The following is a 14,769-nucleotide window of genomic DNA, read 5'->3' as shown; positions in this document are numbered from 1 at the left end:
AAGGGCAGTCAGAAGGCTGCTCTTTTTAAGAAAGGATACAATATGAAAACAAGTGCAATTGTCCGTAAAACTTTTGCAGTAGGAGATATGATAAGGGATGCCGGTTTAACAACACCGGACGACATTCAGAGATTTGACAACATTGTTTATGGAGAAGATAAGGTTTGGCAGTCTCTGGATGTATATCGTCCAAAAGCAATTAACATAGAAGAAAAACTTGCGGTTATTGTCAGTGTGCATGGCGGCGGATGGGTCTATGGAGACAAGAAGACTTACCAGTTTTATTGCATGAGTCTTGCACAAAGAGGATTCGCAGTAGTGAATTTTTCCTACCGTCTGGCACCGGAGTCAAAATTCCCGGCATCTATCATAGATACGAACCTTGTGTTTGGCTGGATCTTAGATCATGCAGAAGAATATGGATTCGATACAGAGAATATATTTGCAGTCGGCGATTCTGCCGGAGCCATATGCTTGGTCTGTATACAAATTTATGTACAAATCCAGAATATGCAAAAGTTTACGAAGAAAAATATGGAATCCAGACACCGCAGGATCTTAAGATTCGTGCAGTAGCCCTGAATTGTGGTCAGTATCACTTCGGCCTGGAAGAAATGAGCAATGAGATGACAGATAATCTGATGAAAGAACTTCTTCCGGAAGGTGGTACACCGGAGGAATTAGAGTTGGTTAATGTAGACACATATGTGACAGAGAATTTTCCACCGGTATATCTGATGACAGCAGAAAAAGATTTCCTGAAAGAGCAGGCACCACTATTGGAGAAAGTTTTGAAAGAAAAGAAAGTTCCGTATATATATTCCTGCTACGAGGGAACAAAAAAGAAATTGGAGCATGTGTTCCATCTGAATATGAAGCTGGCAGATGCAGACAGGTGTAATGATGCAGAGTGCAAGTTCTTCCGTCATTATGAAGATAGAATAAATTAGTTTGTAAAAAAGATGAAAAAGAAACTCTATCATTTCTTGCACATTGAAATGTAGCAAGATGGTAGAGTTTTTCTATAAAGGATTGGATAGAAATTCAATTGTATATTGTTCGAGTGAAGCAAGAAGCTTATTAAGTGGAAACACCTTGAGGTCATTTACCGCATCTTCGGTAACACTAAGGTATTCATGTAATGAATCTAAGACTTGCTGTACATTTTCATACTGAATTTCATTAATCCCTGGATTTATTATCTGTGCGTTCAGATCGAGTGGAATCTGATAACGATTTACAAGATAAGTATTCATCTTTGTATAGTCCCCGTAATAATATTCCTCAGTAAGATATTTTTCAAAAGGGATATAAGTCTGAAAATTTCTGATATAAACGGTCGCAATCTCTTCTTTTATATCTGTAATCTGTTCGGTTTCATCATAAAAATCAACAATCTCCGGAATGAAATCCTTGAAAAACCGACGGTCGATATATAAATGAAAATAGTAGCCCAAAACACTGGAATCAGAAAGAAGAGAGTCATATTTAGCAGTAAAACGTGTTAAATCCGGAAATACCATCATCTTATCACGATAAACAGGGTTACGGAAATGTGAAACCTCTTTTTGGTCTGTTGCATCCGGTAGAAGATTCCCAATCAGAAAATCATTTACAGATTGAATCGGATAAGGAAAATCAGGGTACTCGTGAAGATGGCTTCGCAGCATCTGGGCTGCAGTTAAATGTAAAATAAAACCAGGCATGAGAAAATCCTTTCATATTATAAATTGATATTATCTTAACATGAAATGAGTATATTATACAAGCGAGCTGATACGGGAGTAAAATAAGTCCTTTTTGTCATGTCACGAATTTGATATTTTGAGTTCTTATTTTGTATATTAATGTGTTCTGATTTGATATTCTTTTATCACAGTAAAGATAGAATTGCAGATAGTAGGAATGGCTGCAATTTGTTTATAATAAGTGTGATAGGAGAATGTGAAGTATGAAATATGGTTTTTTTGACGAATCGAAAAAAGAATATGTGATCACAAGACCGGATACACCGGCACCTTGGGTGAACTATCTTGGATCTCCAGAATATGGAGCAATTATTTCTAATAATGCAGGTGGATATAGCTTTGCAAAATCAGGAGCGAACGGAAGAATTTTAAGATATATCTTCAATCAGTTTGACCAGCCGGGAAGATATATCTACTTAAGAGATCAGGAGAGTGAAGATTATTGGTCAGCTTCCTGGCAGCCGGTAGGAAAAGATCTGAATTCTTATAAGAGCGAATGTCATCATGGTACAGCATACACAAAGATGATGGCTGATTATAGTGAGATCCATTCAGAAGTAAGATACTATGTTCCGCTGAATCAGTCTTATGAAGTGTGGAATCTTGCAGTGACAAATACCTCAGATCGCATGCGCAAGATCAATGTAACAGGCTATGCAGAATTTACAAACAACAGCAATTACGAGCAGGATCAGGTAAATCTTCAGTACTCTCAGTTTATTACAAGAACAGTGTTCCGTGGAAACCGTGTGCGGCAGATGATCCATGCCAATCTGGATCAGCTGGAAGATGGAAAAGATGTGGATGACAAGATCGTTGTTGACCGTTTCTTCGGACTTGCAGGTGCAAAGGTTGATTCCTGGTGTGGAAGCAGGGAAGGTTTCCTTGGAAGATATCATGGATACAACAATCCGGTCGGAGTGGAAGATGGTATTTTAAATTGTGAAGGAAATTATAATGAAAATGGATGTGGAGCATTAGCTACAATCCTGACTTTATATCCGGGAGAGACAAAAGAAATAGCATTTATTGTTGGTATGAAAGAAGATGCTGATGCAGAAACAATCATGTCTCGTTATGAGGATTGTGAAACAATCTGCAGAAATGAACTGGAAGAACTGATTCAGTACTGGCATGGACATCTGTCCCATTTCCAGGTGAAGACACCAAGCGAAGAATTTAATACAATGATCAACACATGGAATGCATATAACTGCTTTATGACATTTATCTGGTCACGTGCTGCATCCTTTACATATTGTGGACTGAGAAATGGATACGGTTACCGTGACACAGTACAGGATATCCAGGGTGTGATCCATCTGGCACCGGAGATGGCAGTAGAGAAGATTCGCTTCATGCTTTCTGCGCAAGTAAATAATGGTGGAGGGCTTCCACTTGTAAAATTCACACACAATCCGGGACATGAGGATACACCGGATGATGCTTCTTATGTGCAGGAGACAGGACACCCGGCTTATCGTGCAGATGATGCGCTGTGGCTGTTCCCGACAGTATACAAATACATTTCCGAGACGGGAAATCTGGAATTTATCGATGAAGTGATTCCGTTTGCAAATAAAGAAGAAGGTACTGTGTACGAGCATTTGAAACGTGCAGTAGATTTCTCCATGAATCATCTTGGAAAGCATGGTATGCCGGCAGGCCTTTATGCTGACTGGAATGACTGCTTAAGACTCGGAAAAGATGGAGAGTCAACCTTCGTTGCATTACAGTTCTACTATGCAATGACAATTTTGAAGGAATTTGCTGAGTATAAGAAAGACACAGAATATCTGAATTATCTGGAGGAAAGTCAGAAGAAGCTGGAAAAACTGATCCAGGATCTCTGTTGGAACGAAGACCGCTTTATCCGTGGCTTCACAGAGGATGGTGAAGTGATCGGACAGCGTACAGATCCGGAGGCAAATATGTGGCTGAACCCACAGAGCTGGTCTGTGATCAGTGGGCTTGCAAATGAAGCACAGGCAGATCTTGCACTTCAGAATGTATATGACAAACTGAATACAGAATATGGTGCAATCCTGATGGACCCTCCGTATCATGCACATGCATTTGAAGGTGCACTGGCTGTGATCTACAATGCCGGAACAAAGGAAAATGCAGGAATTTTCTCACAGTCTCAGGGATGGATCATTCTTGCAGAGGCGCTTCGTGGACACGGAGAGAGAGCATTTAACTATTTTATTGAAAATGCACCGGCTGCACAGAATAATCGTGCAGAGATCAGAAGACTTGAACCATACTGCTATGGACAGTTTACAGAAGGAAAACACAGCCCGAACTTCGGCCGTTCTCATGTACACTGGCTGACAGGAACAGCATCTACGGTTATGGTGGGATGTGTAGAAGGAATTCTCGGAATGCGGCCAGACTTCTATGGACTGAAGATTGCTCCGTCAGTACCGAAAGAGTGGGAGGAATTTGAAATCGAAAAAGATTTCAGAGGTTCACATTTACATATCGTTGTGAAAAATCCGGGGCATGCAGAGTCAGGATGTGAAAAACTTTTCGTAAATGGAGAACAAATGAAAGATAATTATATTCCACAGGAGAAGTTAACAAAGACAACAGAGGTAGAATTATTCCTTTCTTAAATGAAATGACGAGGGATTGGACATGAGAAAAATCAATTTTACAGATAAAAACGGAACATTTACGATTACAAATCCGGAAAATTATAGTGGACTTTACTTACCACTGGCAGGAGAAGAAGGTCTGAAATCCAGTATTACACCAACTTTGGGGGGAGATAGTAAAACGGACCAGAATCATTTCCTTCTCGAACCTGTCAGCATTGAAAACCTTCACAATAACCGTGGCACCAGAAATTTCTGGTGTCGGGTAGAAGGAAAAGGCTACTGGTCAGCATGTGGAGTTTCAGCGGAGCAGGAGTTTGATAAATATACAGACAGACAGGATGAAAGTACTCTGGAAGCAGGAATGATGTGGCAGAAGTTGACAAGAACTTCAAAAAAATATGATCTTCAGTCAGAAATCACATCCTTTGTTTCTATTGATGGCACAACAGAGATCCAGCTGATCAAGATTACAAATCTTTCGGAAGAAGAACAGGAAGTAACACCGATCGTTGCCATTCCGGTTTATGGAAGAAGCGCAGATAATATCCGCGACCACAGACATGTCACATCACTTCTTCACAGAATCGACACGAAAGAATGTGGCGTAGAAGTTACACCAGTATTATCCTTTGATGAGCGTGGACATCAGAAAAATGATACGACTTATTTTGTATATGGTTTTACAGCAGAAGGAAATGCCCCGAAGGAGTTTTATCCGACTGTTGAAAGCTTTATTGGAGAGGGAGGTTCTTTCCTGATTCCGGAAGCAGTACGTGTAGAAAAAACGGGATGTACCGCAGGCTGCCATCTGGAGGGGAAAGAGGCTGTTGGGGCATTCAGGTTTGAACGCAGAAAATTAAAAGCAAATGAATCAATAGAGTATGTTGTTCTTGCCGGAGCAACGGGAGAAAAGGCTTCCATTTCAAAAATCTGTACTTCATTTGGTACGAAGGAGCAGGCGGAAAACGAGCTTGCCAAAGTGAAAAAGTATTGGACAGAAAAAGTAAATGTAGAGTTTGAAACCGGTGATGAAGCTACAGACAATTATCTGAAGTGGATTTGCTTCCAGCCAATTTTAAGAAGAATTTATGGATGTTCCTTCCTTCCATATCACGATTATGGAAAAGGAGGAAGAGGCTGGAGAGATCTCTGGCAGGATTGCCTTGCACTTCTGATTATGGATCCCTCAAACGTCCGTCAGATGATTGTGGATAATTATGGCGGAGTAAGAATTGATGGAACAAATGCGACAATCATCGGAAATAAGCAGGGTGAGTTTATTGCAGACAGAAACAATATTACACGTGTCTGGATGGATCATGCATTCTGGCCATTTGTAACGACTCGTCTGTATCTGGATCAGACAGGAGATATGGAGGTTCTGTTTGAAAAGGTTCCGTATTTTAAAGATTTGCAGTCTATGAGAGGTACTGCACATGATAAGCTTTGGAACAGCGAATATGGACAGAAGCAGAAAACAGAAAGAGACCACATTTATTTCGGAACAGTTTTGGAGCATATTCTTTTACAGAATCTGTGTGCGTTCTATGATGTAGGAGAGCATAATGAAATGCGTCTTCATGGTGCCGACTGGAATGATGCACTGGACATGGCATGGGAGAAGGGTGAAAGTGTTGCATTTACCTGTGCTTATGCCGGAAATTTGAGAAATATTGCAAAAACACTCCGTCAGTTGGAAGAAATCAGTGGAAGCAGCAAGATTGAAATTGCACATGAGATGGAAGATCTTCTTGCAGGAAGCGTGGAACTGTATGAAGATGCAGCACGTAAGCAGGCACTCCTTGCAGGATACGCAAAGAAATGTGAACATAATATCAGTGGAGACACAATTGTTGTAAGATTGGATCAACTTGCGGCTAATCTTGAGGGAAAAGCAGACTGGATGATGAAAAACATCCGTGCCAACGAATGGGTGAAGGATGGAGAAGATGGCTGGTTCAATGGCTATTATGATAACCATGGCAGAAAAGTAGAAGGCGTTATGGATGAAAGCGTGAGAATGATGCTGACCGGACAAGTATTTGCCATTATGAGTGGAACGGCAACAGAAGATCAGGTGGAATCTATCTGCAGGAGTGCAGACAAGTATCTTTATGATCAGAAAGCCGGCGGATACCGTTTGAACACAAACTTCCATGAGGAAAAATTTGATCTTGGAAGAATGTTTGGATTTGCTTATGGCGAGAAAGAGAATGGAGCAGTGTTCTCACACATGGCTGTTATGTACTCAAATGCATTGTACCAGAGAGGATTTGCAAAAGAAGGAAATAAAGTACTTCAGGCACTTTTAGATGCAGCAATGGAATTTGATAACAGTAAGATGTATCCTGGACTTCCGGAATATTTTGATAATCAGGGAAGAGGCCTCTATGCATATCTGACAGGCGCTGCAAGCTGGTATATGCTTACCATGATCACAGAAGTGTTTGGGGTGAAAGGAGATTGCGGTGACTTGAAGATCGCACCTGCACTTATGCTGGAACAGTATAATCAGGATGGAAAAGCAGTACTTAAGATGACATTTGCCGGAAGGAACTTTGAGATTATATTCTATAATAAAGAAAAGAAAGAATTTGATCAGTTGAAGATCCAGAAAGCAGCTTGCGATGGAAAAGCATTAGAAATAACAGCTGAAAGGTGTACAATACTTTCAAAGAGAGAGATTCAGATGCTTTCAGTGAAAGAGACACATAAGATTGAAATTGAATTAGTATAATCGACAGATTAAAAAAGATAAAAATACTGTCAGAAAGAGAATTGCTTTCTGACAGTATTTTTTGTGGGAAAATCTGTGAATTCTTCTGTGAAGAAATCTGATTTTACCACATGCTTTTATAGTATTTGTCCCGGTACTTCTTTGGAGTGAGCCCGGTAAAGTTCTCGAATGTCTGGATGAAGTGACTCTGTGAAGAAAATGCAAGATAATTTGCGATATCTACAATTGATTTGTTTGAGTATCGCAGCAGATGAGTTGCTTTTTCTATCTTCTGTTCACGGATATAATCGCTGACAGAGACTCCCAGATTCTGCTTGAAAATGCGTGAAAGATAATTCGTGGAAAGTCCGGTGTGGTCAGCAAGAACCTGAATCGTGATTCTTTCTTTGATGTGACTGTAAATATAATCAACACATTGCATAACGGGTTTTGATAAAATGGAACTCTTTTTCTGAAGAATCATCTTACCTGTAAAATCCTTTGCCATCTCATGGTGAAGATCTGCAACCTGACGGATCGTTGTGCAGGAATCCATCTTCAGAATATAGAAGTCACTGAGTCTGTAAGCCTGCTCTGGTTCGAGCCCACCGTCGATACAATAACGGGTCAACATTGCAGTGGTGACAACAAAATGGTATTTTATATTAGTAAGCGCATTACGGGATAGAACACCCGTTCCTTCCAGGCGAATAAATTCATCTTCGGAACAGTTTTTAATGACTGCTTCCATGTCGCCGGAGCGTACAGCATTATAGAAAGAATATTCTACAGTTGGTGATCTGTGAAGAGTTTCTAATTCGCTGTTTTCGAGTTCTGTATTGTACCATTCATTAGATAAAGTCATAAAAAACCTCCTTTTTTATATTATGACATGAATTTGATATTTTGTTAAGATAAATAATATAATCGGAGGAAAAAAGATGGTATATTTAGTTCAACAACAAGAAAAGCATAGCAGAGTGCTTAGATAAAGGAGGATTTATAAATGAAAAAGAGAGTTGTTGCGATTCTTATGGCAACAGTAGTTGCTGTTGGATCACTTGCCGGATGTGGAAGCAAAGGTGGAAATGGCGGAGAGGCCAGTACAGAAGAAGGAAAGGTAATTAACATTTATTCTTGGAATGATGAGTTCCGTCAGAGACTGGAAGCTGTATATCCTGAAGTTGAGTCAACATCCAAAGATGGAACTGTTACAACATTGAAAGATGGAACAGAGATCCACTGGATCATCAATCCAAACCAGGATGGTGTTTATCAGCAGAAACTTGATGAGGCACTTATGAAACAGGCAGATGTTGATACAGATGATAAAGTAGATATCTTCCTGTCAGAGACAGACTATGTATACAAATATACAGATGCTGAAGCAGACACTGCAGTACCACTGAAGGACCTTGGAATTGATCCGGATAAAGATCTTGCAGATCAGTACGACTTCACAAAAACAACAGCATCCGATGCAGACGGGGTTCAGAGAGGATCTACATGGCAGTGCTGCCCGGGAACAATGGTTTACCGTCGTGATATTGCAAAAGAGGTATTCGGAACAGACGATCCGACTGCTGTAGGTGAAAAAGTAAAAGACTGGGCTACTATGAAACAGACAGCAGAAGAATTGAAGCAGAAAGGATATTATACATTTGCTTCTTATGCTGATACATTCCGTCTCTATGGAAACAACATTTCTAATTCATGGGTAAAAGATGGAGACACAAAGGTTACAGTTGATCCAATGATCATGCAGTGGATTAATGATTCAAAAGAATGGCTGGATGCAGGTTACTTAAACCCGACAGTAAAAGGTCAGTGGAATGATGACTGGAACAAAGCAATGGGAAGTCAGTCCAAAGTATTTGCATTCCTCTTCCCGGCATGGGGTATTGATTTCACACTGAAACCGAACTGGGATGGAGAAGACGGTGTATGGGCAGTAACAAACCCACCGCAGGAATACAACTGGGGAGGATCTTACATCCATGTTGCAACAGGTACAGATAATCCGGAACATGCAAAAGACATTATCCTTGCTATGACAGCAAAAAAAGATAATCTGTTAAAGATTTCCCAGGATTACTCAGACTTTACAAATACAAAATCCGGTATGCAGGAAGCAGCAAACGATGATGCTACATATAGTTCAGAATTCCTTGGCGGACAGAACCCATTCCAGTACTTTGCACCAGTTGCTGAAAACATCAAGATCGCACCACTTTCCGCTTACGATCAAGGATGTGTGGAGTTGATCCAGAACTCATTCAGCGATTACTTCCAGGGCAAAGTTGACTTTGAGAAAGCAAAATCAAACTTTGAAACAGCAATTAAAGAACGTTATCCTGACATTACAGAGGTTGTTTGGCCAGAATAATGTCTGGAATGAACAGCTACTAACGCAGGGAGCTCTGTGACAGCAGAGCCTCTGTTCTGTTAGAAGATATTGTGGAAAGGAAGAACCATTATGAAGAAAAAGAAAAAAAGTATTGATTATGGAAAATGGGGATATATATTTATTCTTCCTTTTTTCGTAGCATACATTATTTTCTCATTGATACCGTTGATCGATACAGTAAGGTATAGTTTCTTTGAATATTACCGATCAGGAATTAAAGAGGTTGGACCGAATTTTATAGGAATGGCAAACTATGTGAGTCTTCTTCATTCAGATATGCTGAAATATGGAGTGAATACTTTAATTCTGTGGGTAATCGGATTTATACCTCAGATTGTGATCGCGCTGGTACTTGCAGCGTGGTTCACTGATGTCCGATTAAAGATTAGAGGGCAGCAGTTTTTCAAAGTTGTCATTTATCTTCCAAACCTGATTATGGCATCTGCATTTGCATTGTTATTCTTTACAATGTTCTCAACAAATGGACCGATTAACTCAATTCTGATGTCAATCGGAATCCTGAAAAAACCGATCGATTTCCTTGGATCTGTATTTGGAACAAGATCGTTGATCGGATTTATGAACTTCCTGATGTGGTTTGGAAATACAACTATTATGTTGATGGCAGCAATCATGGGAATCAGTCAGGACGTCTTCGAGGCATCTGACCTGGATGGATGTAACAGTATCCAGAGATTCTTCTATATTACACTGCCTTTGATCCGTCCAATTCTGGCATATACATTGATCACATCCATTATTGGCGGACTTCAGATGTTCGATGTTCCTCAGATCCTGACAAATGGACAGGGTAACCCGAACAGAACATCCATGACTTTGATCATGTTCCTGAACAGTCATCTGAAGAGCAAAAACTATGGAATGGCCGGTGCACTTTCTGTATATCTGTTTATCGTAAGTGCAATCCTCTGTTTCTTTGTATATCGTATGACAAATGATAACGATCCAGATGGTTCTAAGAAAGCAGCTAAGAAAAGAGCAAAAGCAGAAAGGAGAAAGAGATAATGAAATCAAAAACAAAGTCAAGTCGTGGACGTAGCATACTGGCACATACCGTATTGATTCTGTTATCTTTTATGTGTCTGTTTTTCTTCTATGTATTGATTATAAATGCAACACGTTCTCATGCAGAGCTACAGAAGGGATTCTCAGCACTGCCGGGAAAATATTTCTTTACAAATCTAAAAAATGTAGCGAATGACGGAAGCTTCCCGATGTTCCGTGGTATTTTGAATAGTTTGATCGTATCAGGGTGTTCAGCAGCATTATGTACCTATTTTTCAGCTCTGACAGCATATGGACTTTATGCTTATGATTTTAAAGGGAAAAAAGTAGCATTTACATTTATTATGGCAATCCTTGTTATGCCTACACAGGTTACAGCAATGGGATTCCTGAAATTGGTTACGAACATGGGAATGTATGATTCTCTGCTTCCATTGATCATTCCATCAATTGCATCACCGGCTGTATTTTATTTCATGTACAGTTATCTGCAGTCTTCCCTTCCGATTTCTCTTGTAGAAGCGGCAAGAATAGATGGATCTGGAGAATTTAAGACATTTAACCACATTGTTCTTCCAATCATGAAGCCGGCAATTGCAGTTCAGGCAATCTTTACTTTCGTAGGTTCCTGGAACAATTACTTCGTTCCGGCTTTGATCATTCAGTCAAAGAATAAGATGACAGTCCCGATCCTGATCGCAACACTTCGTGGAGCGGATTATATGAACTTTGATATGGGTAAAATCTACATGATGATCACGGTAGCAATCGTGCCGATCATTATTGTATACCTGCTGTTGTCTAAATATATCATTGCAGGAGTTACTCTTGGTGGAGTAAAAGAATAATAAGAATTAAGTTGTTGGAGGAAAGCTGTCATTTAGTGGGCAGCTTTTTTCTTACAGTTGGTTTATCTTAGTCGAGAAGACTCTCACCTCTTCAGGTGGTGAGTAATAGCAAATTTGTCTCAGTGGGAGTCCAATCTCCGACTGAGATAAACGCTCCGCGAGGATGCGCAGTGATTCTGATAGGAATATGTCAGCTCGCTGACCAGAATCACGCGCCAAGTCTCACGGATGTTCGACTTGAATTAAGGAGATGTGTAAATGGAAAAGAATTTGAAACATAGTGGAACAAGAAGTACAGAAGTTTGCCAGCGTGAAATAGATCATGCTGTGTTTGCACGTGAGGCAGCAGAAGAAGGAATTGTTCTGTTGAAAAACGAAGGACTGCTTCCATTAAAAAAAGATACAAAGATTGCACTTTTGGGGATTGGGGCAGAGAAGACAATTAAAGGTGGTACTGGTTCCGGAGATGTAAATAACAGAGAAAGTGTATCTATATATGCCGGAATGAAAGAGAAAAACGCGGGTATTGTAAGCGAGGAGTGGCTAAAAGATTATCACAACCGCTATGAGCAGGCGAGAACAGAGTGGAAGGAGCAGATCTTAGAAGCTGCAAAACATGTAGACAATCCGTTTGATGCCTATGCTGCCAATCCATTTGCCATGCCGGATGGCCGTGCGGTGACAAATGAAGATATCAAAGCTGCAGAAGCAGCGGTTTATGTTATAAGCCGTATTTCCGGCGAAGGAAAGGACAGAAGAAAAAGAAAAGGGGATTATTATCTGAGTGACCAGGAAGAAAAAGATCTGTATTTCCTGAATGAGCAGAAAATCCCAACTGTATTGATCCTTAATGCAGGTGGACCGGTAGAACTTACAGACCTGCTGGCTGGAACAGAAAATATATGTGCAATCCTGAATATTTCCCAGCTTGGACAGGAAGGTGGAAATGCAGTTGCTGATATATTGTTTGGAGAATTTACACCGAGTGGAAAGCTGACAACAACATGGACAAAACGCTACGATGATTGTCCGGCAGCAGAGGAGTTCAGCTATTTGAACGGAAATCTTGAGACGGAAGAATATGCGGAAGGAATCTATGTTGGATACCGCTATTTTGACAGCTTTGGAATTGAACCATTATTTTCATTTGGTTATGGTCTGTCTTATACAGAATTTGACATTCGACTTTGCGATATAAATACTGATTCGAAAGGTGTGACAGTAACTGTTGAGGTAGAAAACACAGGAACAACATACAGCGGAAAAGAAGTTGTGCAGATTTATGCTTCTCTTCCTCAGGATGGAAGCAGAAAAGAATTCCGTCGTCTGGTCGGATATGAAAAGACAGAAGAACTGAAACCGGGAGAGAAAGAGATGCTGAATATTGTTCTTCCTGCAAAGGCGTTCGCAAGCTTTTTGGAAGAGCAGCAGGAGTGGAGAATCCAGGCTGGTGCTTATGGAATATGGATTGGAAACAGCTTGTCAGAGGCAAAACTTTCAGCGGGGGTAAAGGTATCTGCTGATGTAATAATGGAGAAAACAAAGAAACTGGAAGATCATAGTGAAGTTGTTGAAATCAAAGACTGTGCAGAAGAATTATGTAGACGCGCAGAAGAATGGACAGCACTGCTTGAGGAACTTCCGAACGTATCATTTGAACCAGAGGCAGAAGAAAAGAAAGTATGCAGACTTCCAGAAGAAACGGAGATTCCTGTAGAAGATTTGATTCCACTTATGTATGGAAATATGTCTGAAATCAGAAGTACACTTGGAGCATCTGGAATTAAAGTGCCGGGAACAGCAGGAGAGACGAGTGAAGCACTGCTTGATCAATACGGAATCCCATCTTTGATCATGGCAGACGGACCGGCCGGAATCCGCCTGCAGCAAACTTATGAAGTAGACCGTGAGAAAGATACAGTTTATGGAACAGGTGTGCTTGGTTCACTTGAAAATGGTTATCTTGTTGGAAGAAAAGACCATGAGGGCGCAGAACGTTACTATCAGTATTGTACTGCATTTCCGGTAGGAACAGCACTTGCACAGTCCTGGAACAAAAAACTGATGGAACAGTTTGGACGGAAGGTTGCGGCAGAGATGGAAGAATTTCATATTAATCTCTGGCTTGCACCGGGATTGAATATTCACAGAAATCCGCTGTGTGGAAGAAACTTTGAATATTATTCAGAAGATCCATTCCTTGCAGGCACACTGGCAGCAGCAGTGACCAGAGGAGTTCAGAGCAGACCGGGATGTGGTGTTACAATCAAGCATTTTGCATGCAATAATCAGGAAGATAACAGAATGGGTGTTGATGCACACATATCAGAAAGAACATTGAGAGAAATTTATCTCAGAGGTTTTGAAATTGCAGTGAAAGAGGGCGCACCAACTGCGATCATGTCTTCCTATAATCTGATCAATGGTGTGCATGCAGCAAACAGCAAGGACCTTTGCACAAGGATTGCACGTGAAGAGTGGGGATTTGACGGAGTTATCATGTCTGACTGGAATACAACAGTACCGGAGGATGGAAGCATTCCGTGGGTTTGTGTGGCAGCAGGAAATGATATTATTATGCCGGGAAATCCGGATGATGATAAAAACATTCGTGATGCGTATAAAGAAGGAAAACTTACAGAAAAAGAAATCCGTCTTTGTGCAAACAGAATCCTGAAACTGATTCGAAGATTAAGCTGATTATGTCAATTTAGTTTTTGCCCTATGTTCCCCAACCCTATCAGCTTACTGCAAGCAAGCTTGCAAAATCTGTCGTGTTTTGGAATGTATGTTACGCATCTGCAACAACCGAAAGAACTGACGTCCTTTCGGTTAAGGGCATTCGCCCTATGTTCCCCAACCCTACCAGTTTATTGCAAGCAAGCTTGCAAAATCTGTTAGGGTCGGAGAACGCAGATGCTAATTTTCAGAATATTCTGAATTGCATGAAATATATAAAAAACATTGACAATTAGAAATGGCTATGATAAGATAACATTCGTCGCTGAGAACGGCACTGAAAAACTACAGAACAGACGCTTGAATAAGAGGAAGGCGCGGAGGCGGACAGTCCCTAAGAGAGAAAAAGTTCGAAGAAAAGATTTATAAGTAAAGATGATAAAAACTTATAAGAAATTTTAAAAAGTGGTTGACAGAAAAGTTTGAATGTGATAGCATAAATACACTGCTAGTGAGAAGTAATCAAACGGATTCGGCAGTGAAAGAAAAATAAAAAAGTTCTTGACAAAGACAAAAGCTTTTGATAAAATATAAAAAGCTGTCGCTTGAAAAGAACGACACAAACAAAGAACCTTGATAACTGAACAATAGACAACAACAACCCTTGAAAATTTCTTTAAGAGAAGATTTTTAAGAACGGTTTTTAAACAAACCAAAACAACAGTAAAAAGGGAAGAATTAG

The 14,769-nt window shown here is 40.3% G+C and carries 11 protein-coding genes; 8 read left to right on the top strand and 3 right to left on the bottom strand.

Annotated features, from left to right (window positions below):
- Positions 1-42: 42 nt before the first annotated feature.
- Both DXB52_RS16985 and DXB52_RS16980 read left to right on the top strand, forming a co-directional pair.
- Positions 43-576, top strand: a complete 534-nt coding sequence (locus DXB52_RS16985) for an alpha/beta hydrolase (protein ID WP_472520038.1) — start codon at positions 43-45, stop codon at positions 574-576.
- On the top strand, positions 471-950 hold the full coding sequence (locus DXB52_RS16980) for a hypothetical protein (RefSeq protein ID WP_472520041.1): 480 nt from the start codon (positions 471-473) through the stop codon (positions 948-950). Before DXB52_RS16985 ends, DXB52_RS16980 begins: the two co-directional genes overlap by 106 nt.
- A 72-nt stretch (positions 951-1,022) precedes the next feature.
- Here the strand turns inward: DXB52_RS16980 and DXB52_RS07930 are convergent, their stop codons facing one another.
- A complete protein-coding gene (locus DXB52_RS07930; RefSeq protein WP_118106919.1) occupies positions 1,023-1,706 on the bottom strand; it encodes a hypothetical protein in 684 nt (227 codons plus the stop codon).
- A gap of 245 nt (positions 1,707-1,951) precedes the next feature.
- Here DXB52_RS07930 and DXB52_RS07925 point away from each other — a divergent pair, with 245 nt between their 5' ends.
- Together DXB52_RS07925 and DXB52_RS07920 are read left to right on the top strand one after the other, a co-directional pair.
- Positions 1,952-4,366 (top strand): glycoside hydrolase family 94 protein, encoded by a 2,415-nt coding sequence (locus DXB52_RS07925; RefSeq protein ID WP_118106918.1) that lies wholly within the window; start codon positions 1,952-1,954, stop codon positions 4,364-4,366.
- Positions 4,367-4,388: 22 nt separating this feature from the next.
- Positions 4,389-7,088: a GH36-type glycosyl hydrolase domain-containing protein gene (locus DXB52_RS07920; protein ID WP_118106917.1), complete on the top strand. Its 2,700-nt coding sequence runs from the start codon at positions 4,389-4,391 to the stop codon at positions 7,086-7,088.
- 103 nt (positions 7,089-7,191) lie between these two features.
- On the opposite strand, the gene DXB52_RS07915 is transcribed toward DXB52_RS07920, so the two are convergent.
- Positions 7,192-7,932, bottom strand: a complete 741-nt coding sequence (locus tag DXB52_RS07915) for an AraC family transcriptional regulator (RefSeq protein WP_118106916.1) — start codon at positions 7,930-7,932, stop codon at positions 7,192-7,194.
- Positions 7,933-8,073: 141 nt separating this feature from the next.
- Here DXB52_RS07915 and DXB52_RS07910 point away from each other — a divergent pair, with 141 nt between their 5' ends.
- From DXB52_RS07910 to DXB52_RS07895, 4 genes are all read left to right on the top strand, one after another.
- Positions 8,074-9,453, top strand: a complete 1,380-nt coding sequence (locus DXB52_RS07910) for an ABC transporter substrate-binding protein (RefSeq protein WP_118106915.1) — start codon at positions 8,074-8,076, stop codon at positions 9,451-9,453.
- 90 nt (positions 9,454-9,543) lie between these two features.
- A complete protein-coding gene (locus DXB52_RS07905; RefSeq protein WP_054753803.1) occupies positions 9,544-10,500 on the top strand; it encodes a carbohydrate ABC transporter permease in 957 nt (318 codons plus the stop codon).
- Positions 10,500-11,348: a carbohydrate ABC transporter permease gene (locus DXB52_RS07900; RefSeq protein WP_055157935.1), complete on the top strand. Its 849-nt coding sequence runs from the start codon at positions 10,500-10,502 to the stop codon at positions 11,346-11,348. The genes DXB52_RS07905 and DXB52_RS07900 overlap by 1 nt, the downstream gene beginning before the upstream one ends.
- Before the next feature lie 258 nt (positions 11,349-11,606).
- The gene (locus tag DXB52_RS07895; RefSeq protein WP_118106914.1) at positions 11,607-14,048 is read left to right on the top strand and encodes a glycoside hydrolase family 3 protein; all 2,442 of its coding nucleotides are present in this window, start codon (positions 11,607-11,609) and stop codon (positions 14,046-14,048) included.
- 437 nt (positions 14,049-14,485) lie between these two features.
- On the opposite strand, the gene DXB52_RS16345 is transcribed toward DXB52_RS07895, so the two are convergent.
- On the bottom strand, positions 14,486-14,769 hold a 284-nt coding region (locus DXB52_RS16345; RefSeq protein WP_207661753.1), incomplete at its 5' end, for a hypothetical protein.

Source organism: Ruminococcus sp. OM04-4AA, from assembly GCF_003462585.1.
GTDB lineage: Bacteria > Bacillota > Clostridia > Lachnospirales > Lachnospiraceae > Mediterraneibacter > Mediterraneibacter faecis.
The sequence above is the reverse complement of the archived record's forward strand: the minus strand, read 5'-3'. Positions and strand labels throughout refer to the sequence as shown.